Annotated in this window: 25 protein-coding genes; all 25 read right to left on the reverse strand. The window is 53.4% G+C overall.

All coding sequences use genetic code 11. The annotated features are described in order from the left end of the window. Positions 1 to 231: 231 nt before the first annotated feature. Positions 232 to 1,443 (reverse strand): argininosuccinate synthase, encoded by a 1,212-nt coding sequence (locus Q668_RS00580; RefSeq protein ID WP_022987631.1) that lies wholly within the window; start codon positions 1,441 to 1,443, stop codon positions 232 to 234. Between the two features lie 401 nt (positions 1,444 to 1,844). Further along, positions 1,845 to 3,293: an exodeoxyribonuclease I gene (sbcB, locus tag Q668_RS00585; protein WP_022987632.1), complete on the reverse strand. Its 1,449-nt coding sequence runs from the start codon at positions 3,291 to 3,293 to the stop codon at positions 1,845 to 1,847. Positions 3,294 to 3,345: 52 nt separating this feature from the next. After that, positions 3,346 to 3,588 (reverse strand): DUF2442 domain-containing protein, encoded by a 243-nt coding sequence (locus Q668_RS00590; RefSeq protein ID WP_022987633.1) that lies wholly within the window; start codon positions 3,586 to 3,588, stop codon positions 3,346 to 3,348. After that, positions 3,569 to 3,799: a DUF4160 domain-containing protein gene (locus tag Q668_RS16670; protein WP_081697521.1), complete on the reverse strand. Its 231-nt coding sequence runs from the start codon at positions 3,797 to 3,799 to the stop codon at positions 3,569 to 3,571. Before Q668_RS16670 ends, Q668_RS00590 begins: the two co-directional genes overlap by 20 nt. Before the next feature lie 21 nt (positions 3,800 to 3,820). Next, positions 3,821 to 4,711, reverse strand: a complete 891-nt coding sequence (locus tag Q668_RS00595) for a DUF6160 family protein (protein ID WP_036218721.1) — start codon at positions 4,709 to 4,711, stop codon at positions 3,821 to 3,823. A 246-nt stretch (positions 4,712 to 4,957) separates the two neighbouring features. Next, on the reverse strand, positions 4,958 to 5,326 hold the full coding sequence (locus Q668_RS00600) for a histone-like nucleoid-structuring protein, MvaT/MvaU family (RefSeq protein ID WP_022987636.1): 369 nt from the start codon (positions 5,324 to 5,326) through the stop codon (positions 4,958 to 4,960). A 103-nt stretch (positions 5,327 to 5,429) separates the two neighbouring features. Beyond that, entirely contained in the window at positions 5,430 to 6,638 is a 1,209-nt protein-coding gene (locus tag Q668_RS00605) for a type II toxin-antitoxin system HipA family toxin (RefSeq protein WP_022987637.1), read from the reverse strand. Continuing rightward, positions 6,635 to 6,892 (reverse strand): helix-turn-helix domain-containing protein, encoded by a 258-nt coding sequence (locus Q668_RS00610; protein ID WP_022987638.1) that lies wholly within the window; start codon positions 6,890 to 6,892, stop codon positions 6,635 to 6,637. Before Q668_RS00610 ends, Q668_RS00605 begins: the two co-directional genes overlap by 4 nt. A gap of 160 nt (positions 6,893 to 7,052) precedes the next feature. Further along, the gene (gene tviB / locus Q668_RS00615) at positions 7,053 to 8,315 is read right to left on the reverse strand and encodes a Vi polysaccharide biosynthesis UDP-N-acetylglucosamine C-6 dehydrogenase TviB (RefSeq protein ID WP_022987639.1); all 1,263 of its coding nucleotides are present in this window, start codon (positions 8,313 to 8,315) and stop codon (positions 7,053 to 7,055) included. Between the two features lie 85 nt (positions 8,316 to 8,400). Continuing rightward, a complete protein-coding gene (locus Q668_RS00620) occupies positions 8,401 to 10,065 on the reverse strand; it encodes an MBL fold metallo-hydrolase RNA specificity domain-containing protein (protein ID WP_022987640.1) in 1,665 nt (554 codons plus the stop codon). A gap of 24 nt (positions 10,066 to 10,089) precedes the next feature. Then, a complete protein-coding gene (locus tag Q668_RS00625; protein WP_036218724.1) occupies positions 10,090 to 10,521 on the reverse strand; it encodes a putative toxin-antitoxin system toxin component, PIN family in 432 nt (143 codons plus the stop codon). Between the two features lie 15 nt (positions 10,522 to 10,536). Further along, the gene (locus tag Q668_RS00630; RefSeq protein ID WP_022987642.1) at positions 10,537 to 10,812 is read right to left on the reverse strand and encodes a type II toxin-antitoxin system Phd/YefM family antitoxin; all 276 of its coding nucleotides are present in this window, start codon (positions 10,810 to 10,812) and stop codon (positions 10,537 to 10,539) included. 108 nt (positions 10,813 to 10,920) lie between these two features. Next, a complete protein-coding gene (locus Q668_RS00635; protein WP_022987643.1) occupies positions 10,921 to 12,885 on the reverse strand; it encodes a polysaccharide biosynthesis protein in 1,965 nt (654 codons plus the stop codon). A gap of 14 nt (positions 12,886 to 12,899) precedes the next feature. After that, entirely contained in the window at positions 12,900 to 14,075 is a 1,176-nt protein-coding gene (locus Q668_RS00640) for a DegT/DnrJ/EryC1/StrS family aminotransferase (RefSeq protein ID WP_036218727.1), read from the reverse strand. A 6-nt stretch (positions 14,076 to 14,081) separates the two neighbouring features. Further along, positions 14,082 to 14,708: an acetyltransferase gene (locus Q668_RS00645; protein WP_022987645.1), complete on the reverse strand. Its 627-nt coding sequence runs from the start codon at positions 14,706 to 14,708 to the stop codon at positions 14,082 to 14,084. Continuing rightward, positions 14,708 to 15,304: a sugar transferase gene (locus Q668_RS00650; RefSeq protein ID WP_022987646.1), complete on the reverse strand. Its 597-nt coding sequence runs from the start codon at positions 15,302 to 15,304 to the stop codon at positions 14,708 to 14,710. Before Q668_RS00650 ends, Q668_RS00645 begins: the two co-directional genes overlap by 1 nt. Before the next feature lie 25 nt (positions 15,305 to 15,329). Continuing rightward, the gene (locus Q668_RS00655) at positions 15,330 to 16,589 is read right to left on the reverse strand and encodes a glycosyltransferase family 4 protein (protein WP_022987647.1); all 1,260 of its coding nucleotides are present in this window, start codon (positions 16,587 to 16,589) and stop codon (positions 15,330 to 15,332) included. After that, positions 16,589 to 17,692, reverse strand: a complete 1,104-nt coding sequence (locus tag Q668_RS17690; protein ID WP_081697522.1) for a glycosyltransferase family 4 protein — start codon at positions 17,690 to 17,692, stop codon at positions 16,589 to 16,591. The genes Q668_RS00655 and Q668_RS17690 overlap by 1 nt, the downstream gene beginning before the upstream one ends. Positions 17,693 to 17,707: 15 nt before the next feature. Continuing rightward, positions 17,708 to 18,979 (reverse strand): hypothetical protein, encoded by a 1,272-nt coding sequence (locus Q668_RS00665; RefSeq protein WP_152521746.1) that lies wholly within the window; start codon positions 18,977 to 18,979, stop codon positions 17,708 to 17,710. A gap of 38 nt (positions 18,980 to 19,017) precedes the next feature. Next, on the reverse strand, positions 19,018 to 19,773 hold the full coding sequence (locus Q668_RS00670; RefSeq protein WP_022987651.1) for a hypothetical protein: 756 nt from the start codon (positions 19,771 to 19,773) through the stop codon (positions 19,018 to 19,020). 28 nt (positions 19,774 to 19,801) lie between these two features. Beyond that, positions 19,802 to 20,908 (reverse strand): glycosyltransferase, encoded by a 1,107-nt coding sequence (locus Q668_RS00675; protein ID WP_081697523.1) that lies wholly within the window; start codon positions 20,906 to 20,908, stop codon positions 19,802 to 19,804. Between the two features lie 214 nt (positions 20,909 to 21,122). Continuing rightward, entirely contained in the window at positions 21,123 to 22,532 is a 1,410-nt protein-coding gene (locus Q668_RS00680; RefSeq protein ID WP_036218730.1) for a lipopolysaccharide biosynthesis protein, read from the reverse strand. A gap of 466 nt (positions 22,533 to 22,998) precedes the next feature. Then, positions 22,999 to 24,060, reverse strand: coding sequence for a UDP-N-acetylglucosamine--undecaprenyl-phosphate N-acetylglucosaminephosphotransferase (gene wecA, locus Q668_RS00685; RefSeq protein WP_036218733.1), 1,062 nt, complete (start codon positions 24,058 to 24,060; stop codon positions 22,999 to 23,001). A gap of 264 nt (positions 24,061 to 24,324) precedes the next feature. Beyond that, positions 24,325 to 25,890, reverse strand: a complete 1,566-nt coding sequence (gene pgm, locus Q668_RS00690) for a phosphoglucomutase (alpha-D-glucose-1,6-bisphosphate-dependent) (protein ID WP_022987655.1) — start codon at positions 25,888 to 25,890, stop codon at positions 24,325 to 24,327. 62 nt (positions 25,891 to 25,952) lie between these two features. After that, positions 25,953 to 26,321, reverse strand: coding sequence for a GxxExxY protein (locus Q668_RS00695; protein ID WP_036218735.1), 369 nt, complete (start codon positions 26,319 to 26,321; stop codon positions 25,953 to 25,955). Positions 26,322 to 26,385 lie beyond the last annotated feature (64 nt).

Genomic DNA, 26,385 nt, shown 5'->3' on the forward strand with positions numbered 1-26,385 from the left:
GCTTTACGGTGTGTTGGGTAACACTGCGACACAGATCACAAACAGACAGAGAGAACGGAAGGCCTTAATCTAGCATCGTGGAATGAAGCAGTATCCCCCCATGGCGGAGGAGCCGTGCAGTACCTCCGCCGCCGTATGGGTACTCTCCCACAGGATTAACGAATTTTTCAGGCACTTTCGTTCTTTCCGAATAATTTTAAGCCAGCTCATATGAGCTGGCTTTTTTATTACTTAGAGCTTACGCCCCTTACCAGCCGCAATCCGCAGCCGCAGCGCATTCAGCTTGATAAAGCCTTCCGCATCCTTCTGATCGTACGCACCCTGGTCTTCTTCAAAGGTCGCAATCTTCTCGTCGAACAGGGAGTCTTCAGACTTCCGGCCAACAACGTCTACGTTACCCTTGTACAGCTTCAGGCGAACGGTACCGTTCACGTATTCCTGAGTCTGGTCGATCAGCGCCTGCAAGGCTTCACGCTCCGGGGACCACCAGTAGCCGTTGTAGATCACCTCGGCGTAGCGGGGCATCAGGCTATCTTTCAGATGCGCCACTTCACGGTCCAGGGTGATGGACTCGATGGCGCGGTGGGCGCGCAGCATGATGGTGCCGCCCGGTGTTTCATAGCAGCCGCGGGACTTCATGCCCACGTAGCGGTTCTCAACGATGTCCAGGCGACCGATACCGTTCTCGCCGGCCAGCTTGTTCAGGGTTTCCAGAACCACGTGCGGCTTCATTTCCTGACCATCAACGGCAACAATGTCGCCCTTCCTGTAGGTCAGCTCAACGTAAGTCGGCTTCTCGGGAGCGGCCTCCGGAGACACACTCCAGCGCCACATGTCTTCCTCGGCTTCCGCCCAGGGATCTTCCAGGTTCATGCCTTCGTAGGAAATGTGCAGCAGGTTGGCGTCCATGGAGTACGGGCTCTTGCCCTTCTTCATTTCCACCGGAATGTTGCGCTCTTCGCAGTACTTCAACAGCTTCTCGCGGGAGTTCAGATCCCACTCACGCCAGGGAGCAATCACCTTCACACCTGGCTTCAGCGCATAGGCGCCCAGTTCGAAACGCACCTGGTCGTTACCCTTACCGGTCGCACCGTGGGAAATCGCATCGGCGCCGGTTTCATTGGCAATATCGATCAGACGCTTGGCAATCAGCGGGCGGGCAATGGAGGTACCCAGCAGGTACTCGCCCTCGTAGATGGTGTTGGCGCGGAACATCGGGAACACGTAGTCGCGCACAAACTCTTCGCGCAAATCCTCGATGTAGATTTCCTTAACGCCCAGCGCTTCCGCCTTGGCACGCGCCGGCTCAACTTCCTCGCCCTGGCCGATGTCGGCGGTGAAAGTCACCACCTCGCAGCCGTAGGTGTCTTGCAACCACCGAACAATAACGGAAGTATCCAGGCCACCGGAATAGGCCAGCACCACCTTTTTAATATCAGACATGCTTTGCTCCAGACTGAACAGAATGGATGTATTAAATAGAAGCGCCATATTGTACGGGATGGCCGGGGGAATGGCTATTCGACCGAGGGCTACGGAAAGAAATGCTAAAGACCATTTTTTGCCACGGAATCCACGGAAGGACACGGAAAAAATAATGATTTGCCACTAAATCCACGAAAGAACGCGAAAAAATAGAGAACAGGAAAACTGACTTTTTAGCCACGGACACTCACGGACCCACACGGACGAAAACCCCAAAAGCGCTTTTTTCTTTGTCCGTGAGCGTCCGTGGCCTAAAATGCTTTAATCCTTTCGTGTCCTTTCGTGGTTTTAGTGGCAAAAAAATCTTTAGTCTTTGCTTTTTCCGTGTCCTTCCGTGGATTCCGTGGCCAAGAAAGTCCTTACATATAAGGGATGATCGATTCGCCATAAAGATGCAGGTCTTCCAGAATCTGCCTGTTCCGGTCCGAAAGCTCCGGATCGGCCGCCAGTTTCTGCAACTCCAACCCATAGGCCTCCAGCGAGCGCCAGCCCTTTTTGGGGCTCATCAGCCGTTGGCTTCGGAACTGCTCCCAGCGTTCCATTTCCGCGCCATCCAGGGTGGCCGGGTAGTTGCGGGCCCGGTAGCGGAACAGCATTTCCGGAAGCCGTTCGTCTTCAAAGCGGACTTCCTGTTCACCCAATGTCTCCACCGGTTCGGAGATCAGCCAGTTCAGCTTCTCCCGATCGGTATTGCTGATAAAGCCACCGGCGTAGAGCTGCTCGTCCGGGTCGGTCAGGTCGCTGCCGTCGAACTGGTGGTCGAAGGCCTGGGCAATGCGGGCGGGAAGGTCCGGGGCGTTGCGAAGTTTGGCCAGGTTGGTGCGCAGTACGTCGCCGTCCAGCTCCAGCTCCGCCAGCCGTTCCTTGGATAAGGTGGACAGCATATTGGCCGGCGCCAGCACCGGGCATTTATTAACCTGCACCCCTTTGAGCGGGAACCGGCTAACGCCCTCCCCCAGCTCCGCCTGTGAAGTAAACACCCGCTCACGGATCTGCTCCGGGCTGGCGTTGATCAGCTCGCCCGGGTCTTCCCGCAAGTCGTAGACAATTACCTGGTTTTTGTTGGTGGGGTGATCCGCCACCGGCGCCACCAGCGCGCAGCAACCGCGTGTGGCCGGGTACTTGGCAGAAATGTGGAACACCGGCTTCAGCGTTGCGGTATCCAGCATCTGGCGGGCGGAATGCTTGTCTTTATGCTTCAGCACAAAGTCGAACAGCTTGGGCTGTTTTTCCTTGATCAGCTTGGCCACGGCAATCGTCGCCAACACATCAGACATCGCATCGTGGGCCGCATCGTGGGCAATGCCGTTGGCCACGGTAAGCTCTTCCAACCGGAAGCTGGGGCTGCCGTCTTCTTTCTTTGGCCAGTTGATGCCATCCGGGCGCAGGGCGTAAGTCAGCCGCACCATATCGATAATGTCCCAGCGGGAATTGCCGTTCTGCCATTCCCGTCCGTATGGATCGCGCAGGTTGCGGTACAGGGTGTGGCGGGTCACTTCGTCATCAAAACGCAGGCTGTTGTAGCCAACCGCACAGGTGCCGGGCTGGCTGAACGCCTCGTTGATCTGGGCAATGAACTCCGCTTCCGGATAGCCGTCTTGCAGCGCCTTTTGCGGGGTGATGCCGGTAATCAGGCAGGCCTGGGGAGAAGGCAGGTAGTCATCCGCGGGTTTGCAGTAAATCACCAGCGGGTCTTCGATGATGTTCAGATCCGCATCCGTGCGCACACCGGCAAACTGGGAGGGGCGGTCGTGCACCGGGTCTACGCCGAAGGTTTCGTAGTCGTGCCAGTAGAAAGAGCGGATCAAGGGGGAGACTCCTGCGAATCAATGAATCAGATGAGGCAGGAGTGTAGCAAAATCACGCAGCAGTTTGCCGGGCATTGCCAGACAACATCGCCTCAATACTCAAATGGTAATCCAGCGCTTGCCACTCAATGCCCGTGCCGTCGCAAATAAACCGGTACTGGCGAATTTCTGAGATAGACGCCTTTTCTAACTCCGGATACCAATGCACAGGCGTAGAAATTACCCGCCCGTCCTCAAGCTCGACGTGCAGGTGGCGATCATCGATGTGAACGGATTTACCTTTGAAACCAGGCATTCCATTTCTCCAGAAACTCAGACTGATGGCTCTCTACAATCGAAAGACACTCTTTCAATTCCTGATTCTTCAGCGTGCTGTATTTGACGGCCAAAGAAACCACTTCAATCTTAGCCCATCGCTCGCCTTTAAGCACATGCACGTGGGCAGGAGGATGATCATTGGCGTAGAAGAAGAATTTGAATCCATTCAGGAGAAGTAATGTTGGCATCCTTGCCACTTATGTGAGTTGTCAGAAAAGATTGTTGCCCAAATCCACCTGGTGTGTGCGAAAGCGGTCTACGCCATCACCAGTCAGCTGGCTCATATCTACCGTCATATTAACCGGTAAGTTGATGAACACGCCTTTTCCAGCATTGATGGTATTGGCACCATCCAGACTCTGCCAATCCATGCCGTCACGCTGGAAACCGATAAAGAACCCATCGGTAAAGCCACTCACACCCTCAATACCACTGTCTTCACCGACGGTCACTGAACGCAGGTTTGTGAGGGGCGCGCAGCCAGCACCTTCGTTACAAGTAGTATCGACACCCGGCAGTTTTAAACCCACATGCGTTGCCCGGTTACTCGTCTCAGCCAGCCCGGCTCCTGCATAAAGAGTCGCGTCATATACACTGTTGTCAAATTCATCGTCACGAATCTTCAGCCCGGTAATATTGCCACTAAAACTCGCAGTATGAGAAGAAACCGACCCACGAGCCTCCGCAAACCCCATCCGGAACCCCTTCAGCCCGGCAGAATCTTCGGCCAGTTCGATATAGGGCTTACGGGCTTCAAAAGGAATAGCTTCGCCTTTGTTATAGGTAACGCCATTGAAGGTTTCGCCGTCGTTGCGGGCGATATGGCCTAGTGCGAGGTGCTGTGCGGAAAAGTCAGTGCCGCCATCAATCTGGCCGACCTGAATGTCGTCAATATTAACGCGGGTTTCAACATCAATACCCAGCGTCATTCGGGTGTAATCCACCCCATTGCCGGGAATATTTTCGATGTTCATAAAGGCCTGCCCGGTAACCTCCCCCATTCTGTTATCAGAAATAGGTTCAAGCTCCGCCTGAGCAACGGGCGAAATACCCAGCAGGAGCGTGGCAAGGGCAGCGCATCCATACGCTAACTTTGTCATAGTTCGTGTCTCTGAATTGTTTTAGTGAGCCGATTTCAACGCCCAGCTCGCTATGCCGCCCGTTTATTATGTTTTTCCGGTGCTGGCACGGGGTTCGCTTTATTCTGTGTAACAAACTGTTTCTGGCGAACCTCAATCCTCACTATACTCAGACAAAGCCAATCAAAGAGTGAACAGCATCACATCCACTCATTACCCGAAGGTTAACTTACACCTTCCATGATGCCGTTCACACTCACTCTGAAATCAGGCTTCCTGCCAGCTCTGAACCGCTTCCTTACCGTACTTGTCACGCCACTCGTTCAGAGTCTTGTGGTTGCCGCCACGGGTTTTAACCACTTCACCGGTGTGCGGGTTCTTGTAGGTTTTCAGGGGGCGCTTGGCACGGGTGCCAGCAGGCGCTTCAACCTTGCCGCCAGCAATGGTGGGATCAATCGCAGCCAGAATCTGCAGCACGTCTTTCGGAGACTTGTCGAACTGCTTCATCAAATCACGAACCTTGTTTTCAAACTCCAGCTCGGATTTCAAAGCCTGATCTTTTTCCAGCTTCTCCAGCTCTGCAGCCAGCTTTTCCATCAGCTGTTTCTTCTGGTAATAATCGTTAATTTTTGCCATGAAATTAAAACCTATTATCTGTGGGGTTTTAAACAAAGATCATAAAGACCATGTGTCGGGCGGAATAATAATAAACAAATAGGGGTATGGCAAAGTTATTTGTTTAAAGACTCTTCATGATCTCTTGCGCACTTGCCTGATAAGTATTAACCATTACACCGCCCACTTCACAAAACTCCGGATTGGCCTTGCAATAATGCTCGATATCCTGCGCCACTAACTCTAACTTACTGGCCAGCAACTCAAGATCTTTGTAAACCTGCAACGCAGACATACCACAAGACAGTCGGCCAAACTGCACGAGATAATCAACCGGCCACCAAACCTTCCGGCCCTGAAGAGTCAGCGCAGGAACATCCCCGCTCAGATAAGGTGTGGTTGAAACAATGTCGTACACCGGCGCAAGCCACCTTTTCGCAAAGGGACTCTCATACAGCAAGCCAAAGTTCTTCAAATGAGCATCACCATTGCGAACCGCCCACGACACCGCCACAGAAAGAAACAACCACCGCAAATCCCGAACCCGATATTCAGGAGAAAGATACGCCCTCATGGTTTTGGTCAGTTTTTCATAACTGCCAGAATACTTGTCTGCAGGCAAAAGGCCCTGCAACACACAGGCATCTTCAAAACCCAGCCAATTGCCCGAATCATCGCGGTCAAAGCGGGTCATAACAAACAAACGCCCGTTATCCGACAAATAAAAATCCGGAACCGGTAAACCGCAGGCTTTGGCCACTGTCATGCAGAAATATTCATTAGCCGCCAACTGGGGATAATCGTCGCCCCAGGTCTTTACAATATAACCGCGGGTTCGAAGTGTGGTTTTCTCGCTGATCGTGCCGGGCACAAGCACCTTTGGCTGCACGCCGGACACTCCGGATCGAAGGGCGTACTTATCCAGAAGCTCCTCAAATAGCCCGGCATTATCCGCACTCAAGAGCGACGACAAAGACTCCCCATCGGCGAATTCACTACCCGCTTCTGCGCCAGGGTCAGAAACCACCACGCGCCCAACCTGGTGCCGCCCCAAGGCGGCCAGAACGGTCAGATCACCCGAGCCATAAAGCTTGGCCACATGCTTGCGAATGATATCGCCCAGATAACCTTCCGGCAGATTCTGGGCAAACACCGGATGCAAGCCATCATAGGAATACACCTGCCCCGCCACCGGCATGGTCACAGACACCGCCGAGCTCTCCGGCACTTCCGCCCCATACATAAAAACAGCAGGCTCCGGCCGGCCCGGCGCCGCCAGATCGCCTACAACCTCTCCGGAAACCTCCACAACAGCCCGATGCAAGCTACTCATACGTCGCCCTGCCCTCTATCCCGCTTCAGATCATTCAGCGTAGGCAACGCACCGGCAGGCCTTACCGCAAACTCCAGCCCCAGCACCGCCAGGATACGCTCCAGTTTCGCATAGCCCAGCTCCGGCAACCGCTGATTCTCCAGCCGGGATAACGTAGTACGATCAACCCCCGCCAGCTCCGCCAGAGACTGCATCGAAAGCCCGGCGCGCTTGCGCTCGGTTCGGATGAGAACGGACAACTCGGTGATATTCACGTGAATATAATCCTCAATTTATCTTCCGGTAATTGAGTGTAGCGTATATTCACAAAAACAAAAAAACGGGGTCAGACCCCCGGTACATTTTGCATCATGAAATGTACCGGGGGTCTGACCCCGTTCCAGGGGAGACGCTTGTCGGGAGATTAGTTTGGCGTTAAAGCCTGAAATCCGCCTGCCCCAGCGGCAACACGCCTTTGAGATCACACAGCACGCCGTTGTCGCCGGTGTAGCTGCGCAGCTCTTCAGCGCTCATGGCGGCGTATTCGTTGTGGGGAACGGCCAGGAATACAGCGTCGTATCTGCCTTTCTCCGGGTTATCTACCAGGGTGATGCCATATTCGTGTTCGGCTTCGGCATTATCAGCCCAGCAGTCGGTTACATCGACGGAGCAACCGAAATCGCGCAACTCTTCAACCACATCAATTACCCGGGTATTACGCAAATCCGGGCAGTTTTCCTTGAAGGTCAGGCCCATTACCAGTACGCGGGAATTGGCAATCGTCAGGCCGCGCTTAATCATAATCTTCACCAATTGCGCGGCAGCATAGGGGCCCATATTGTCATTCACTCGGCGGCCAGCCAGGATAATATCCGGGTGATAACCAATCGCCTCGGCTTTATGGGTCAGGTAATACGGGTCTACACCAATGCAATGGCCGCCCACCAAACCGGGCTTGAACGGCAGGAAGTTCCACTTGGTGCCCGCAGCCGCCAGCACTTCGTGGGTATCAATCCCCAGCCGCGCAAAGATCATCGACAGCTCGTTCATCAGGGCGATGTTCAGATCGCGCTGGGTGTTCTCGATCACCTTCGCCGCTTCCGCCACCTTGATGGAACTGGCCTTGTGGGTGCCGGCAGTGATAATGCCTGCATACAACGCATCCACCTCGTCCGCAATCTCCGGAGTAGAGCCGGATGTTACCTTCATAATGGTGGTCACCCGGTGCTCCTTGTCGCCCGGGTTGATCCGCTCCGGGCTGTAGCCGGCAAAAAAATCCTTATTGAACGTCAGGCCGGAAACCTTCTCCAGCACCGGCACACACACCTCTTCGGTCGCGCCCGGATACACCGTAGATTCGTAAATCACGATATCGCCGGCCTTCAGCACCTTGCCTACGCTCTCACTGGCCTTCACCAGCGGCGTCAGGTCCGGGGTTTTGAACTCGTCAATCGGAGTCGGCACCGTCACGATGTAAATCTGGCAATCGGCAATGCCGTCCAGAGAGTCGGTGAACGACAACTTACTCGCCGCCCCCAGCTCCTCACGGGAAACCTCGCGGGTGAAATCCACGCCATCCTTCAGCTCAGCAATACGGCCAGCATTGATATCGAAGCCCACCACCTCACGCTTCTCGCCAAACGCCACCGCCAACGGCAGCCCCACATAGCCAAGGCCAACAACCGCAATCTTCTTCATCCATCCTCCAAACTGCGTTTGGGGGTCAGACCCCGGATACATTTCATCATGCCAAATGTACCGGGGGTCTGACCCCGAATTAAAATTAATGGGGTACCAGGACTTCGGTGCCGGGTACCATTTGTTTCAGCTTTGCTTGCAGTGCCCGCTTAGCGTCGTCATCGCCGTGCACTACACGAATCTGTTTGGGCGCGTCGGGGATGCCTTCCACGAAGCGCAGTAAATCACTCTGCCCCGCGTGGGCGGAATAGCCGCCGACCTGGTGAACCTGGGCGCGGATATCATAGCGTTCGCCATCAAGTTCTACCCAACCACCTCTAGGGCCATAGGTGAGAATATCACGGCCCGGCGTTCCGGCAGCCTGATATCCGACGAACAGCACGTCGTTACGGGCATCGCCCAGCATAGCTTTCAGGTAATTCACCACCCGGCCCCCGGCGCACATGCCGGAACCGGCCAGCACCACGCAGGGGCGGTGGGATTTGGCCAGGTATTCTACGGCATTCAGGTGGTCTTCGTGGGAGTTGATCACAGTGAGCTGTTCGAAGGAAAGCGGGTGGCGGCCGGCTTTCACCAGGGCGCGGGCCTCGGCGTCCCAGAAGGGTTTGAGGTCCCGGTAGATTTTGGTGAACTCGGCGGCCAGGGGGGAATCTACAACTATCTCTAGTTGGTCCCAGGTGAGAGGTTTACCGGAGATGGGCTCAGGCAGAAGGGTGGGGTCTGACCCCAAAGGGTCAGACCCCTTTGTAGCCTGCGAATTCTGCTTATTGTCTGACTGGGGTCTGTCCCCACGTGGACTGACCCCGCTGGCACCAAGCTCAGCAACAGGCTCATCACCAAACTCAGCGATCAGCCCTTCAATCTCGTACAACAACTCCTGCGTCCGCCCAATACTGAACGCCGGCACCAACACCGTCCCCCCATCCGCCAGCGCATGTTCCAGCACCTGCTTCAACCGGTAACGCCGCGTTTCCCGGTCTTCATGATCTTTATCGCCGTAAGTGCTTTCAATCACCAAACGGTCTGCCCGCTCAGGCGAAACCGGCTCCGGCAGCAGCGGCGAGTGCGGCGCACCCAAGTCTCCACTGAACACCACACGCTCATCATAATTCCCGGCCCGGGCATCGCACTCCACATACGCCGACCCAAGAATATGCCCGGCCCGCTGCAAACGCACCGAAAGCGAACACTCACCCTCATTAAACACCTCATGCCACTGGCCATAAGGCACCGGCACAATGCGGGCGCGGATCAGATCAAGCACGCGGTTGATCAGCGAACGGTCCCGGGTGAAGCCAATTTTCAGGGCGTCTTCCAGAATTTCCGGCAGCATGATGGCCGAAGGCTCGGAGCAGATGATAGGGCCATCAAAGCCGGCGGCAAGCAGGTAGGGAATCCGGCCTACGTGGTCTATGTGCACGTGGGTGACCACCAGGGCGCGGATGTGGGTGATGGAGAAGTCGATGGCCAGGTCGCCAGCATTGGCGCGCTGCTTGTCTTCCTGGCCCTGGAACAGGCCGCAGTCTATCAGGATGCCCAGATGGGAGTCCGGCGCTGGCAGAAGGGTGGGGTCTGACCCCAGAGGGTCAGACCCCTTTGTAGCCTGCGAATTGAGCAGCCCAAGGTCGACAAGGGGTCTGTCCCTACGTGGACAGACCCCCATGGCACCGATATCAGCTATAGAAAGCCGAAGCTCATGGCAAGAGCCAGTCACCCCATTCACCGCACCATGGTGCAAAATCTCAATCATCTCAACATTCCTTGTTGCCTGGTACTATAATCCACCATGCTTGGCCCAAAAGTCTGCCGGCGTTATCACCGGGAACTCATCAGCCAAGACAAGCAGGTCTTTATCGCCCGTTACGAGGTAATCCACGCCATGGAGCTTCATTCCTGCCAGAAGCGTGCCCAAAACCGGCGTATCGTTTTCATCCCTCACGGCACCGTCGGGTAAAGCCTCCGGATCAACCAACTCCGCCAGAAAACTGAGAATATCCACAAAGTCATCAATTTCAGACTCGGTCATGCCATGACGATGAGCCAGCCGCGGCAGTACCCTGCGAATTTCGCCTAGAATAAACTCGGAGAGAACCACATCCAGTGCCCCGCCACGCCAAGCCTGCATGATTTTTCCGGGAATGCTTGAAGGGTATGCCAAACCTGAAATTATTACATTGGTATCAAGAACTACCTGAATAGAAGCCATCCCTGGTTAAAACTCCTAAGGGTTTTCCGACCGGACGCCGGAAACAGCATCCTCTATTTCCCGAAGCCCCTCATCCTGAGGAACCCCGGAAAACCCTTGCTCAAGGCGGGCGCTCAACGCATCAAACCGAGCCTCCAGGCGACGAATACGGTTGAACAAACGAGCATCCACTAAAGCGGCCACGGGCTTGCCGTCTTTCTTGATCAAGACACTATCATGCCGGTATTGAACCTGATTTATCATCTCGCCCAGGTTCTGGCGGAATTTCACTGCGCTGGTTTCAGTAATCATGGCAGCCTCCAACCATATCAATCATAATGATCATATCGCTACCAGACACTAAACGCCAGAGGCTTGTCTGGGTATGGTACCTACCCAAACACAGTTCAGCTGGAGCCCTCAAACATCCTGCGGCGAAACCCCAAACTTCAGCACCTTGCCATCCGGCCTGGCCTCATTCACCCCCTGCCCGCCGTTACACCAAACCAGGTCCGCCAGCTCGCCATTCGGCGCATAGCCAGTCCGCGCCTGCTTCAAGAGTTCAATAACCGCCTGACAATCAAACGCCTGGCTGGCATGAGCGAACTTGCTCAGAAAATCTTCCACCTCCGCCCACGGCAGAGAAACCTCCCGCGCCATCATAATCCGAGGATGAGCCGTACCTTGCGGATTATCACCAATCAGCAGCTCTTCGTACAATTTCTCACCCGGGCGCAAGCCGGTGTAGATAATCGCTATATCACCGTCCGGGTTATCCTCAGTTTTCTCTTCCAGGCCCATCAGGTGAATCATCTTGCGGGCAAGGTCGGCGATTCTAACTGGTTCACCCATATCCAGCACAAACACCTCACCACCCTTCCCCATACTGCCGGCCTGCAGCACCAACTGACTGGCTTCGGGGATGGTCATGAAGTAGCGAATAATATCCTGGTGAGTCACCGTTACCGGCCCGCCATCGCGAATCTGGTCCCGGAACAGTGGTACAACCGAGCCAGAAGACCCCAGCACATTGCCAAAGCGCACCATCGAAAACACAGTGCCGGACTGCCGCTGGGCCAGGCCCTGAAGCACCAGCTCCGCCATGCGTTTGGATGCCCCCATCACATTGGTCGGGCGAACCGCCTTATCGGTAGAAATCAGAACAAAGCGCTCAACGCCCGTAGCAATCGCCGCCTCAGCCGTATGGAAGGTACCGAACACATTGTTCTGCACACCCTCAATCACATTGTGTTCAACCAGAGGCACATGCTTGTAGGCCGCCGCGTGGTAAACCGTCTGAATACCAAAAGCCCGCATCACCGCCTCGCAGCGGCGACGATGAGTTACGCTGCCCAGCACCGCATGCAAAGACACACCCAGCGCCTCGATCTGGTTGATCGACTGCAACTCGCGCTCGATGGCATACAACGAAAACTCGGACTGCTCGAGCAGCACTAACTTCGACGGCTTGTGACGCAGAATCTGCCGACACAACTCGGAACCAATGGAGCCACCGGCACCGGTCACCAGCACCGCCTTGCCGAACAGGCTTTGGGACACCATGGCCGCATCCGGCCGAACCGGGTCCCGCCCCAGGAGATCTTCGATTTCCAAATCCCGAATGTCGTTGATTCGGGCCAGGCCAGCAACCAGTTCCGACATTGAAGGTACGGTTTGAACCGGGACGGAGAGGCCTTCGAGGGTTTGCATGAGTTGTTTGCGGTTAACCGGCTCAGAGTCCTCTATCGCAAGCAACACTCGAGAAACATCCAACTCCCGAATCGCCTTATCGATGAACTCCATAGAGTAGACAGGCAAATTGCCGATCATGGACTTGTGGTTGGCTTCCAGCATCGACACAAAACCAAGCGGCCGGTATTCCACACCCTGTGCCAGGGCGGAAGCCAACTGCATTCCCTTCGGCCCCGCACCCACAATCAGAACGCCGTCTTTGGAGCGATCACCACGGCGCCGAACGACTGTGCGCACACCAAAACGCGTACCCGCAACAAGCATGAAGGCGAAAGCCCCATAGATAACCGGCACGGAACGGGGCACCAACGTCTGGAACAAGAACCCCAAAACAATCAGCGCAATACTCGAGAAAACAACGCCAACAAGAATCGCCAGAAAAGCATGTTCACTGATGTATCGAATCACGGCCCGATAAAGGCCGAGCTTTATGAAGGCTCCAACCGTCACCACTACGGTAGCCAGCGATACCCAGAGCTGCTTTTCCGAGGGTATCCACCCGGAATTCTCGAATCGCAAGGCAAACGCCGCCCAAATGGCCAGCGACAGCAGCACAAAATCCGTTACAACGGAAATCGCCCGCTTCTTGGGTCGGGATAGATGCAGGATGCGATTGATCAGCTTATTTCTCACCACAACTCCCTGTTTCAGCAAGAGGCCTCTGCCATAACCCCGGAAAGTACTTCCACTGTTTTCGCCATCTCAGCCTCAGTCAGCGTGGGGTGTACCAAAAACATCAGGCTGGTCTCCCCCAACTCACGGGCAACAGGCAACCGCTCTGCAGGCGCGAGGGACAAATCCTGAAAACATTTCTCAAGATAAACCTCAGAACAAGAACCGGAAAAACACGGCACGCCCCGTTCAATGATGGCAGCCATAATGCGGTCGCGATCCCACCCTGCCTTCAATCCGGCAGGCTCAACAAACACATAGCACTTATAACCAGCATGGCCAATGTCGCCAGGCACAACAGGCACCCTCACGCCCTTATGTTTTGAGGCCTCAGCCCAGATTAAATCGCAGTTAGCCTGCCTGGCACGAGTCCAGTCCGGCATTCTGGTCAGCTGAATGCGACCAATGGCTGCCTGCATCTCCGTCATCCGCCAGTTGGTGCCAATACTCTCATGCAACCAACGGAACCCCGGCGGGTGCTGGCGCTCATAAACCGCTTCCCAACTCTTGCCATGGTCCTTGAATGACCACATGCCGGACCACAATTCGCGGTTATTGGTAGTCACCATGCCACCTTCCCCACCCGTGGTCATGATCTTGTCCTGACAGAACGACCAGGCCGCCACATCTCCCAAACAACCTACCGGCCGGCCTTTATAGGTAGCGCCATGGGCCTGGGCACAATCTTCAATAACGAACAGGTTGTGCTCTCTGGCCAGGGCATTCAGGCTATCCATATCACACGGCCAGCCGGCCAAATGCACTGAAATAATGGCCCGGGTTCGTTCAGTTACCAAGGGGCGAACCGTTTCATCCTTGATGTTCTGGGAATCCCGATCTACATCCGCGAATACCGGCGTAGCTCCCGCATTCACAATACACGAAGCCGACGCCAGAAAAGTGCGAGACGTAACAATCACCTCGTCGCCAGCACCTATGCCCAGCCCCTTCAGAGCCAAGTCCAGCGCCACCGTACCGTTGGCAACCGCTACCGCATGATCGGTACCAGCGAACGCGGCAAATTCTTTTTCAAATTCGCGGGTTTCGGTGCCAGTCCAGTAGTTCACTTTGTTTGACAAAAGCACAGCAGAGACAGCATCCGCCTCTTCCTGAGTAAAAGAAGGCCAAGGCGAAAACGCAGTATTCAACATAAAAACTCAATCCTGAAAATTAATGGGGCGAGCTGGAACGCCAACAACAGTCTTACCGGCAGGAACATCTCTCAATACAGCGCTTCCCATACCGACTGTAACCTCATCGCACAGCACAACTAACTGCTTCACGATGGCGCCGGCACCCACCCAAACCTTTTGCCCAGCGGTAACTCCACCAGCAAGTACCGCGTTCGGGCTAAGGTGGGAAAAGTCTCCCACCTCGCAATCGTGCTCTACTACTGCGCCAGTATTTACAATACAGCCGGCGCCCAGATTGGCGCAGGCATTAATAACCGCATTGGCAAACACAACGCTTCCGGCACCCACCGAGGCATGTGGGCTGACAATCGCAGAAGGGTGAATCACGGAGATCAACTTCAGCCCGGCAGACACCAACTCCTGCTGCCTGGCCATGCGAATACCATTATTACCGATCGCAACAACCGCGCCGTCAAACTCAGCAGCCTTGGCCAACAAATCCGGGCTTCTGCCAACAACCTCCCAAGGACCGTTCTTGGCAACGGCAGGCCAGGCATCATCAAAAAAAACAATCTCCACCCAACCACTCAAACTGGCGGCATCCGCCACCACCTTGCCGTGACCACTGGCGCCAAGAATCGCTAACCGCATCAGTCTTTTGTTCCGGTAAACTTTGACATCGTCACTTCACCTTCACCACTGATGCCATCTCGAACCAGCACTTTCTTTACCGTTAGGAACAGTATCTTCAAATCCAACCAGAAAGATTGGTTATCGACATACCAGACATCCAGTTTGAACTTATCTTCCCAGGAAATCGCATTGCGGCCATTCACCTGGGCCCAGCCGGTCACACCCGGGCGTGCTTCATGGCGGCGGTACTGCTCCTTCGAATAAAGCGGCAGGTATTCCATCAACAGCGGCCTCGGGCCTACCAGGCTCATATCGCCCTTGAGCACATTCCAGAGTTCCGGCAACTCATCCAGGCTGGTAGCGCGCAGAAAGCTGCCGAAGGGGGTCATGCGATGGTCATCCGGCAGGGGGTTGCCGTGTTTGTCCGTGGCATCCAGCATGGTGCGGAACTTCACCATCTCGAACGGCTTTCCGTCCAGGCCGGGGCGGGTTTGGCGAAAGAAGATGGGGGACCCGAGTTTGCGGCGGATCAAAAAAGCAACTACGACAAAAACGGGACCAAGCACTAGAAGCCCAACCCCAGCCGCGGCAATATCAAACAACCTTTTAATCATCAGAATTCAGCATCCATAGCCAGAATTAAAAGCGGTATTCACCCGGCGCGATCTGCGCCGCCAACTCAGCCTGCCCATCAGCAGCTGCCTGCAAAACCTGTATTAGTTGGTCCGCAAGCACATCGCGATCAAAGTGTTCTTCTGCCAGCAGCCTTGCAGACTTTCCAGCCTGCGCCAACCATTCCTTGTCATGAAGCTTTTTATCCAATTCTGCGGCCACATCGGCAGCAGATTGGCGCCACATGGCAAGCCCGCAGCCTTTAGCCTGAACCATTTCATGCATCCAGCCGCCATAATTGAGCATAACCGGCGTGCCAGAAGCCAGGGCATCAAAAAACTTGTTTGCGGAATTTGGCCGCATCTCTGGAAGATCGATAAACAGTGCAGAAGCCATATCGGCCGCACTTAATAGGGCGGGAATGTCTCTTTTCGGGAGCATTCCCTCGATAAACAGATTCTTACCCAGCACACCGGCTTGTTCAGCCTGCTCGATTATCCCTGACTTTTCCTTACCCTCACCCACCAAAAGAATGCGAACACCTGAATTCAGGCGAAGCAACTCCTGCGCAACCGGCACCATATAGCCAACGCCATTGGTTGGCCCAAAGGTACCGGTGTAAACCAGCAAAGGCCTCTCACCCAGCCACTCACGCTGCGCCCGAAATCTTGCGCCGACTTCTGCGTTGTACTGAAACTCCGCGTTGTCGCTGCTATTGGGAATCACTGCAACTTTCTTGGCAGGATACCCCGTACGCAATACGCCCTCCTTCATGCCAGGAGAAAGCGCGACCACGGCTTCCGCATTGTGATAGGCCCAATGCTCGAGCCGATGAGCCGCGAACCTGAGTAGCGGGTTCTTCAACGCACCAACAGCAATTGGCATTTCTGGCCAGAGATCCCGCACCTCGAACACCATGGGGATCTTTTTCTTTCGGGAAGCAGGGACCGCAGGCAGCGCAATGGTTAGCGGCGTACTGGTTGCGAAAATAATATCGGCATCCAACTGGAGAGCTTTTTTGCGGGCAGCCAAGGCAAAAGAGAAGAAAGCCTTCAAGCGCTGAATAAAGCTCATATGGTTGGAGTACGGCACAGGGTACCAGTGCACCTGGATACCAGCCTCGTTGGTTTGAAACCAACCCTGCCGGCTGCCATCCGGTTCGCGATAGCTCGTGACCATATGGACTTCATGGCCGGCAGCTACCATGCGGCGGGCCATTTCGTAGGAACGGGTGCCGCCGGCCATTTCTGGGGAGGTGTAGTATTGGTGGAGGTAAATTACTTTCATTAAAATAGCCTGTTATATTTATCCGCGATCGTAGGCCACGCGAAGTGATCGAGCTGTTCGTGCATCCAGTCAATTGAGCAACCCTTCTCATAACTAGACAACATTCGCTCCACAGCTTTATAAATTTCCTTAGAGCTGGTCGGGTCAACCGACTGCACATACTCCGACTCAAAGAAACCATCTATACCCTCCCCTCTTGAGCACACGAGCGTGCACCCTTGAGATAACGCTTCGATGAATACTAAGCCGAACGTTTCCCGTAAGGACGGCATCACAAAAACACGGCACCGTTGAAGTATGTCAGCTAACGCCTGGGGCGAAGCAAGGTAACCCCTGATATCAACATAATCCGGAACAGCCCGAACCCCAGTAATCTTCAGAAACTCGCTCTCTGTGCCACCAACCAAAACGAGCTGGAACGCCGGGTCGTGAGCAAAACACAGCTCTGCTGCCTGAACTAATCTTCTCAGATTCTTGTTCTCATCAAATTTTCCAACAAAACAAGCACTAACCGGTCGCCTGATGGTATTGGTCAACCGGTTACGATGCCAAAATTCACCTACCCCATTAGGAATCACCTCAACCTTACGTGCTGAAGAAATAAGCCCGGGCCAACTCCGTTCAAACCTTTTCTTGTGAGCAGGGCTAATAAAAACCAGACCCTCAGACCTCTTTATTACCAACCTGACTAACCACCTGTAATGGGGTAGCTTAGGAACAAAAACATTAATGTCAGTATTCCTTACCACCACAAGGTATCGGAAACGGCAGACGGTTGAGAGCAAAAGAACCGGAACCCCATCACTCCAAAGATTATGCGCAAGACACCCAGACTGCCTCGCACCTTCAACTAAGTCAGAATTAAGCTTGGACAAGGATCGAAGAAAAATAAAAAGAACTTTGATCAGAGGGAAGTATCTAAGTAAGTTTGGATATGGATAATAATGAACGTGAACCCCAGGCTGACTCGAATCATTAACTCCAACGTCACTCTGACGACGAACTGGGACGAGCACATGCTGTTTACCGAACAACCTGCCAAGAGCATCAACAAGATTACCATGAACCTTGCTGGAAATATAATTATTCGAAAAATGAAGCATCAGACCAACACTAATTTATCGATGACTTAAGGATCTTTGGTAACACGCCATAAAAATACCGGCGTACAACCAAAAAGGCGTACCAACCACCAACTCTTGAAAGAAAAAATACCCCAAAGAAAAAGTAGAATACCCTACAATGGCTAGCATAACCCCTAAGCCAATGGGCGCATAATAATGCCCAGAAAAAGCCAGACGCATGCCGCAATAAAAAATCGAAGCCATAATCAGGAAAATAAAGGAGACTCCTAGGAAACCGTAATTTATAAATAGATAAACAGGCTCCACCTCTACTCCATGAGACACCCCTAATACTCTCTGCACATAATTGCTTGAACCAATTAAACTATCAAACATCCCATGATGAACTGAAAGCCCAGCCCTTATTTGTTCGTCGCGCCCACCACCCATGGTTTCAAACAAAACTGAAAACCTGAATATTAGGTTAAAAATTCGCTCTTTAAATGAAATAAGAAAAATGAAAACTGAAAGCATTGAAGCAGATATCAACAAAGCCTTGGTTGGTTCGCGAACCCTTGAAGTAAACAGATACCACACCGAAAGTGAAAGCGAAACCATACCAAGCCCCAGAATAGCCGCTCTTGAGCTCGAAAACAGAACATTAATTAAAGCGAAGCCAACCAATATTCCGAGGAGCAAACGTGTTCGCCTTGAGAAAGCTCTTCCATCAAGAAAGAATGGAGCAACGACAGAGAATACAAATAGAGAGAACCCGCCCCAGGCATTTGGATGCCCTGCAGTTCCAAAGACTCTTTTCGCAGAGAACGTTCTATCCACTAGCCGCTCAACCTGGTGCTCACTTCTACCGTAAAGCTGAGCTAAAAACTCTCCTATCGAACCAGCAACTAACTGCAGCACTCCAATCATCAAAATTAAAAAATAGGCCCATAACACAGTTTTTATTGCCTTACTTTCACCTCTCTCGACATTTAATACAAAAAAGAAGCCAAGCAAGAAAAAAGATAGTCTTTTCGCATACTGCCAAAGTTCGGTCGGATACCGAACAACACCAAGCCTTTGGTAATTCTTCCAGCTTCCTAAAAAAAAATAAATGCCTATAAAAGCCAAAAACAGCAATACAACTAACCAAAACTCCCAAACATACTTGCGCCCCGAATTAACCAAAACGTGGAACATCAAGCAAGGAAACAACAGCAATGCCAATATATCGTCCAAGCCCAGCCCAATCCCAAAAGCAGGAACCTTCGGAAAGATAATCGCATATGCCGCAAGGAAGAAAAGACCGCGCAAAGGTACTTGATTCACTGCAGCATGCTCACAGCGAGCGATGGATTATCACAAGGTTATCCACCATATCGAGAATCTCTTTTCAAGGAATCGCGCACCAGTGCTAAAAATTCCGCAACATAGGCAATTATCAAGCCAAAAACAGTACTTAGAATAAGCAAACCCAGTACTATAATAACCTTCGAGAGCCCTGCAGGTTCATCGCTCACCCGAGCGGTCACAATTGCATCACCCGGAACCATCGACCTCAGAGAGCGTTCCAATTCGGCCTTTTCCTGCAACAACACTGGCAAGGAGGCGGAATTAAATGGTCCACTGGGCTCAGCGTTCAGGATATTTAGCACGGACTTCAACTCAGTCTCATACTCCTCCTTCTGGTGCTCATATCGCTTGGTCTGGCGCGAATCAATAAATGCAATTAATGCTTTGTGGACCTCAACTACCTCTTCTTCGATACTTTCGGGCGCAAAGGTCAAAAGCCTGACCATCCCAGAGTTGGGGGGGGAATCAATCACAACGTCAATATTAGCTGCACCGTCACCAGAGGATCGCTGCCTCTCTAGAACAGCAGGATACCCGATTTCCTTAACCCTTAACTCCATCGTCTTTGGACTTTCCAGATACTCTCCGTCCGCCAAAACCCCCAATGAATAGAACGAGCTATACTGGTACGCTTCATCCTTTGACATTACGTACCAGATCCCTAGTAACATAATTAGGCCGAAAACACCTAAAAACACATATCGTCGAAAATAGAGTATCTTGACAAGATCAATTAGACTCAAAGGCTGAGAATCTACTGAACCATTCATAAAATTCCCTTAAAAAAACAGAAGCAGCTTAATAATTTGACTTCATACTCAATATATCATCGATGAAACTTTCATAGTTCTTACCACTACACTTTGCCATATAGACGCCTTCTAGCTCACGAGGGCTGGGATAGTTCTCATAAACTGAAATAAGCCCGTCAGCGATCTCTTCTATTTCAAATGGGGCCTTTATCAACCTGCCCACACGTTTGCTGACCAGCTCTCCAGTGCCACCGACATCCGTAGCAACCACAGGGATTCCGAATGAAAGCGCCTCCATAATCGACACCGGAACGCCTTCGCTATCACTAACATTCACGAAAATCGCTCTCTGAGCCTTGGACAGGTACTTCAAGACAAATTCATTGGACTGCATTCCCAACCATTCGCACTCAACCCCTTGACTAACAGCGTATTTTTGGATCTCTGGAAGAAGCTCCCCCCCGCCAATATGCACCCACGACACCTTGGTTTCGGGGCACTTACGATGGATTAGCGCAATAGCATCTACAATCCGGTCTAGGCGTTTGACCCGCTTCGCGTACGAGACACTGATTAATTTGATGCCATCACGGATTGGCTCCGCTCCTGGATCTGAGACCATCTTTTTTGGCACTCCAAGTCTATGGATCTTTATCTTGTCAGCAGGTACTCCGTAATTCTTCGAAAGATAACGTTTACCATCTTCTGAGATCGGGTAGTATGCATCAACTTGGCGGTAAAACCTGTGCCGAAACGGCATATAGCCACCAGGCATAGCATAAGCGTACAAGTCTACTCGGTGGGATCTCGTTATGAGCTTAAAAGACAGGTTAGGAATCCGTCGCTTTGCCATTGCAAAGGCTCTTAAGGACCAGTTGCTCCAATAGCAGTAAACCACTTCGGCGCGCTTCAACTCCGCTTTGGCTTTATTTATTTTTAGGTACAGGCGATTGGAGAGAATTGCATATATAAGAAGGGGTCTAAAACTTTTAAATTTACATCTTGAAACTATAAAAAGCAATTCCTTCCAAAACTCCATGTCGCAAGAAATATAAAGTGCTGAAACTATTTTCTCGGATCGACTTAACCGTGAAATATTAAATTTATCACTAATACAAAAGCCACATGCCCGCTCCGTTTCGCTATCTGACATGAGCGGTAATATCTTAAGCTCTTCCTTACCCCAATACGGTAGCTCATGCTCCAGAAACTGCTCCGAATTGCCATACGGAAATCGCGATGTAACTAACAGTACCTTAGACACAAGAGCCCCAAATATTTAATAATCGATTAAAGCATAAATAAGTTAGTGCAGCGGACAGGCAATACGACATTCTGTCATTTAGTGTAACGCACTTGCACATTATTCAGACTACCTTCCGCCGAAAGAAACCAGCCACCTCTAGAACTTCCTCCCGAAAGGCTACCGCCCAGCACACCAGCACAACCAACCAATACCCAACCATCCAACCCTTCAAAACCTGGCCCCAAAGTGTGAAAACTGCTGCGCCGGCAACACAAACCAGGGTGAAGGAGTACAGCACAAGCCGGGGCATAGGTTTCCAAAGGTAGATTGAGAACTCGGTTCGCAGAAAGAAGAACACCCAGAAGGAAACACAGGTACTCACCGCAGCGCCAGCGGCGCCGAAGATGGGGATGAGCCACCAGTTTCCAACCAAGTTAATCGCAAATGCGGTAATGGCTGCTAGCATCGAGAAGGAACTGCGCCGGGAGATGCCGATGCCTACAACGGTTGTTTCAGAAAGCGTGTAAAGCAAGGGGTATCCCATGCAGGACACCACGATCCACTGCACTGGCTCGTAGTTGGCTGGCAGGAAGAAGGTGACTACCCAGGACAACAATCCGGCTAAGGCAAAGCCCAGAGTGACCAAAGCCAAAATATATCGGCTTACTTTGTGTACGCTCTCCAGCCCCGTGCCTGCGCTGGCCCATTTGTAAACAGTGGGCGCCCAAACAGTTGAGAAGACGCCCTGCAGAATGGTGGCTGCGGCAGCAAAGCTGACGGCCACCGAGTAAACGCCCAACTCCTCGAAGCTAGCGAGAGTGCGCAGGAACACCTTGTCTATGGCAGTGAGGCCCCAGAACGCCAAGCCACCCAAAATTAACGGTAGCCCAAAGCGGAGCATGCCTTTTAGCTGATCGATATCTAGCGTGGCTCGGATACCACGATACCAGTCTGACCGAGTATTCCATCCGAAGATTGCGCAAACGAAGGCGATGGCTGCGGTATTCGCCAGCACAAGGTTAGTCAGGTCTTTATCGGCGCCTACAGTAATGTAGACTCCAATAATGACGAGCAAAAGCAGTTTTGGGAGCAGCTGGCTCATTGAGAACGCCAAGCCACGCTCATTCATTCGAAGTACAAGCGACAAGAACCGAGCGATATAACTGGCTATCAAAGCCACGGCTACTAACAAACTCAGATGCAAGGCAGGTACATCAAACAACCAATCAGCCGGTTTCCCACCGAGTAACAGCAGCGCCGAGACGGTACCCAGCAACAACACCAGCCCGGGGAGCATCGCGCACTTCAACAGTGCGGGCTTGCTCTCTGCTTCGTGAAACTCCCGGACATATGATTGGTCTAGCCCCAAGCTGAATAGTAAAATACTGAAACTGAGGGTGACTTGAAGCATGGCCATCCGACCGACGTCTTCCTGAGAGAAAAGCCAGGTGATAACTGGCAGGGAGATAAGGCCGATAACGGCGCCACCAATAGGGCCTATAGCGAAAGCTGCAATTTGCTTAGGTGTCACAGATATTTCTCAGATATGTCTTAGAGGAAACAGAGTAACGGATACGTTAGGCTGATAACTCTTAACCCAGCCAATAAGCCCCCGCGCTATAGCCAAGTCGCCCCGGTTGCTGCACGAATGATTCCCGTATATATACCTTCAGAGTCATCTCGCTTTACTTTCATAATAATTAAGATCGTGTCCGGAACGCCAAGGCACGCTACCGCCCCACCAACCCAAATCAGCGTAGTCAGGCAATAAGCATTCACGCCACCCCAGATGGGAGGCCGATCCATGCACACAAAATACTGTTAATAAACGGCGCAATTCTACGTTAGTTATGGCGGAAATTCAGTTACCGGGAGTAAAGAGTTTGGCGGGGGTTTGGTGCTTGGTGGGAGATGGCCGCAAGAGAAGGGTGGGGTCTGACCCGTAGGGTCAGACCCCTTTGTATCCGTCAGGAGGGGAGCGATGCACCAAAAAACAACTACTGATGACTAACCTTCTTCCGAACCACCACCAACAACCGCCAAACATGGCTAAGCGACCAGTCATACAGCGCGAACAATCCAACAAACGCCGCAAACATCAGCCACTCGGGCAGGTGGAAGAACTCACCAAGCAGTCCAACGCTGGCGAACAGCATGGCCACTATGGTGATCATCAGCAGGGCTTCGCGGTCGGAGAATCCGGCGCGCATGAAGATGTGGTGCAGGTGGTCACGGTCTGGCTTCATTACCGACTGCCCTTTGCGGGCGCGGCGTACCATGATGGCGACCATATCCATCAAAGGGATGGCGATAATCCACAGGGCGGTTACCGGGCGCATGGCCATTTCGCCGGGCTGGGTGGCGTTTACCAGCAGCCACACCACGGCAAAGCCGATGAACATAGAGCCCGCATCGCCCATGAAAATGCGGTTACGGAAGGGGGGAATGCGCAGATTAGCCATCAGGTAAGGCACCAGCGCGCAGCTTATACCAACCGCCAGCGCCAGCTCAGCCACCAAACCGGAGGACGTGCTGAACAACAACGCCAAAGAGCCCAGCGCCACCAGCGACAGGCTACCAGCCAGGCCGTCGATGCCATCCACCATGTTAAAGGCGTTGGTGGCACCAATTACCGCGGCAATGGTCACCAAAGGCCCGAGAATACCGAGCTCAATGGGCCCAAAACCCAGCAAATCACCAAAGGTTACCAGCGAGGTACCAGAGCCAAAAGTCAGTACAGCGCCCAAAAGAACCTGCACACCCAGGCGGAATTTCGCAGGAAGGTCCCGGGCATCGTCTACTGCCCCCACAATCACTAGCAGCGCGGCGCAAATCAGGAACAGCCCATGGCCACTGATCAGCGGCATGCCAATCATCCAGGCCACGCTCACGCCTATAAAAGCACTCAAGCCACCAATCAGCGGCACCGACCCCTTGTGGAGTTTCCGGTGGTCAGGCGTATCCAACAAGTGCACCCTGCAAGCAATCGGGCGCAGGAAAAACAATGAGAGATAAGAAAAAAAGCCAGCCATAAGGCCGACGGAACTAGCCGCTTCCATGTGTAGGTCTCTCGTTAATTCAATAATGCCACTAAGCAGGGGGACCACCTTAGCTGCTAAACAAACCCTGTGCTATGAGCACAAAGTAGACAGTATAGCGGAGGTGTTAACTTTACGTTACATACCCGGAGGGATTTAACGTTGTTTTACCAAGGAGATGGTCAGGGAGAATGGCGTTGGCAGATGGTCAGACCCCTTCGGGGCCCGGCAAAGGGGTCTGACCCCACCGGGGTCAGACCCCTTCGCGCCCTTTTCGCAGACTCCTCACCTAAGCAGCGTCTCAGCCTGCACAAAAATCTGACCCAGGTGCTCCGCCCCCAAAAAACTCTCCCCATAAGTCTTACAAAGATCCTCAGTCCCACTAGGCCGCGCCGCAAACCACCCGTTCCGGGTCGTCACCTTCAGCCCACCAATCGCCGCACCATTGCCCGGCGCCGTGGTCATGGCCTCCACAATCGGGTCTCCGGCCAGCTCGGTAAACGGCAAGTCCTCCGGCTTCAGGGTTTTCAGCTTGTGCTTCTGCTCCACCGTCGCGGGGAAGTCTTTGCGGCGGTACACCGGTGCGCCGTATTTAGCCGTCAGTTCCGAATAGTATTCACTGGGCAACTTGCCGGTCTTGGCCCGAATCTCCGCCGCCAGCAGGCACAAAATAACGCCGTCTTTATCGGTGCTCCAGGGCTGGCCGTCGAAGGTCAAAAAACTCGCCCCGGCGCTTTCTTCGCCGCCGAACACCAGCTGGCCGGTGTGCAGGCCTTCCACAAACCATTTGAAGCCCACGGGCACTTCGTACAGCGCCCGGCCCTGCCCGGCTACCACGCGGTCGATCATGGAAGACGACACCAGGGTTTTACCCACCTTCAGCCCCGCGCCCCACTGCGGCCGGTGGCTGAGCAGGTAATCGATGCACACCGCCAGGTAATGGTTCGGGTTCATCAGGCCGGCAGCGTCGACAATGCCGTGGCGGTCGGCGTCGGGATCATTACCAAAGGCCAGGTCGAAGCGGTCTTTGATGGTCAGCAGGTTGGCCATGGCCGCAGTGCTGGAGCAATCCATGCGGATCTTGCCGTCGTGGTCCGGGGGCATGAAAGCAAAATCCGGGTCCTGGTTGCGGTTGACCACTTCAAGGTCCAGGCCATAGTGCTTGGCAATGGCATCCCAAACCGCCAGCGCTGCCCCGCCCATGGGGTCGACACCCAGCTTCAGTCCGCTGCTGGCAATGGCGTCCATATCCACCACCTGCCCCAGCCGCTGCACGTACTCCTGCACAAAATCCCAGGGCTCGGCCGCCACCACCGCCTGCCGGCGCGGCGAGGTTTTCACGCCCGCAAGCCCGACTTCCAGCAATTCGTTCGCGCGCTGCTCAATCCAGCCCGTAGCATCCGTACCCGCCGGGCCGCCGTCCGGGCCGCTGTATTTAATCCCGCCATCCTCCGGGGGGTTGTGAGAGGGCGTAATGATCAACCCATCCGCCAGCGCCGCCGGCTTATCGGCGTTGTGCACCAGAATGGCATGAGACACCAGCGGCGTAGGCGTAAAGCCACCGGCAGCATCCACCCGCGTCACCACACTGTTACCCGCCAACACCTCCAACACCGAATCCATCGCCGGGCCAGACAGGCCGTGGGTGTCCTTGCCCACATACATTGGGCCGGTAATGCCCTGCTTGCTGCGCCAGTCCACCACCGCCTGGGTAATGGCCAGGATGTGGTAGCGGTTGAAGCTGCGGTTCAGCGACGTGCCGCGGTGGCCGGAAGTGCCGAAGGATACTCTTTCAGCGGGGTTCTGGGGGTTGGGGGTGTGTTCTTTGTAGGCTGCCAGTACTTTGTTCATTGGTGGAGAGAGTTCCTTTTTTTGCCACGAAATCCACGAAAGGACACGAAAAAATTGAGAGATTAATAAATGATGCGCTTTACTGTGGCTTTGGGAAAAGCAAAGTTGACTAACAAGCCGAGTTTCAGACCTGTCGCCTTCAAGTAGTTGATTAACTGGGATTCTGCTGCGAGCGGGACTTTTTGCTGGGCCTTTAGCTCAACGATAATGCGATTCTCCACGAGTAAATCCAAACGGTGCTCGGCTAGGGGCTGGCCCTTGTAGTTGATGGTAACCGCGGCTTCAGACTCCACAGCCAACCCAGCAGCCCGCAATTCGTGTACCAACGCCCGCTGATACACCGATTCAAGAAAACCACAACCCAGGTGGCGATAAACCTCGTATACACAACCGGTAATCCGGTAACAAAGCTCTTTTTCCTTGAGCATCATCTAGTCCTTTTACTGATTTTTTTTGCCACGAAATCCACGAAAAAACACGAACAAAGATGACTGA

It is taken from the genome of Marinobacter sp. ES-1 (assembly GCF_000475255.1).
GTDB classification, from domain to species: domain Bacteria; phylum Pseudomonadota; class Gammaproteobacteria; order Pseudomonadales; family Oleiphilaceae; genus Marinobacter; species Marinobacter vinifirmus.

Coding starts and splice junctions, on each gene's coding strand:
- Q668_RS00580 (WP_022987631.1), bottom strand. CDS start 1,443: ATGTCTGATATTAAAAAGGTGGTGCTGGCCTATTCCGGTGGCCTGGAT.
- Q668_RS00590 (WP_022987633.1), bottom strand. CDS start 3,588: ATGCCTGGTTTCAAAGGTAAATCCGTTCACATCGATGATCGCCACCTG.
- tviB (WP_022987639.1), bottom strand. CDS start 8,315: ATGAAGAAGATTGCGGTTGTTGGCCTTGGCTATGTGGGGCTGCCGTTG.
- Q668_RS00595 (WP_036218721.1), bottom strand. CDS start 4,711: ATGACAAAGTTAGCGTATGGATGCGCTGCCCTTGCCACGCTCCTGCTG.
- Q668_RS00625 (WP_036218724.1), bottom strand. CDS start 10,521: ATGGCTTCTATTCAGGTAGTTCTTGATACCAATGTAATAATTTCAGGT.
- Q668_RS00670 (WP_022987651.1), bottom strand. CDS start 19,773: ATGAATGGTTCAGTAGATTCTCAGCCTTTGAGTCTAATTGATCTTGTC.
- Q668_RS00675 (WP_081697523.1), bottom strand. CDS start 20,908: ATGTCAGATAGCGAAACGGAGCGGGCATGTGGCTTTTGTATTAGTGAT.
- wecA (WP_036218733.1), bottom strand. CDS start 24,060: ATGGAAGCGGCTAGTTCCGTCGGCCTTATGGCTGGCTTTTTTTCTTAT.
- Q668_RS00655 (WP_022987647.1), bottom strand. CDS start 16,589: ATGAAAGTAATTTACCTCCACCAATACTACACCTCCCCAGAAATGGCC.
- Q668_RS00645 (WP_022987645.1), bottom strand. CDS start 14,708: ATGCGGTTAGCGATTCTTGGCGCCAGTGGTCACGGCAAGGTGGTGGCG.
- Q668_RS00630 (WP_022987642.1), bottom strand. CDS start 10,812: ATGATTACTGAAACCAGCGCAGTGAAATTCCGCCAGAACCTGGGCGAG.
- Q668_RS00695 (WP_036218735.1), bottom strand. CDS start 26,321: ATGATGCTCAAGGAAAAAGAGCTTTGTTACCGGATTACCGGTTGTGTA.
- pgm (WP_022987655.1), bottom strand. CDS start 25,890: ATGAACAAAGTACTGGCAGCCTACAAAGAACACACCCCCAACCCCCAG.
- Q668_RS00605 (WP_022987637.1), bottom strand. CDS start 6,638: ATGAGTAGCTTGCATCGGGCTGTTGTGGAGGTTTCCGGAGAGGTTGTA.
- Q668_RS00650 (WP_022987646.1), bottom strand. CDS start 15,304: ATGATTAAAAGGTTGTTTGATATTGCCGCGGCTGGGGTTGGGCTTCTA.
- Q668_RS16670 (WP_081697521.1), bottom strand. CDS start 3,799: ATGCCAACATTACTTCTCCTGAATGGATTCAAATTCTTCTTCTACGCC.
- Q668_RS00600 (WP_022987636.1), bottom strand. CDS start 5,326: ATGGCAAAAATTAACGATTATTACCAGAAGAAACAGCTGATGGAAAAG.
- Q668_RS00620 (WP_022987640.1), bottom strand. CDS start 10,065: ATGATTGAGATTTTGCACCATGGTGCGGTGAATGGGGTGACTGGCTCT.
- Q668_RS00640 (WP_036218727.1), bottom strand. CDS start 14,075: ATGTTGAATACTGCGTTTTCGCCTTGGCCTTCTTTTACTCAGGAAGAG.
- Q668_RS17690 (WP_081697522.1), bottom strand. CDS start 17,692: ATGCTTCATTTTTCGAATAATTATATTTCCAGCAAGGTTCATGGTAAT.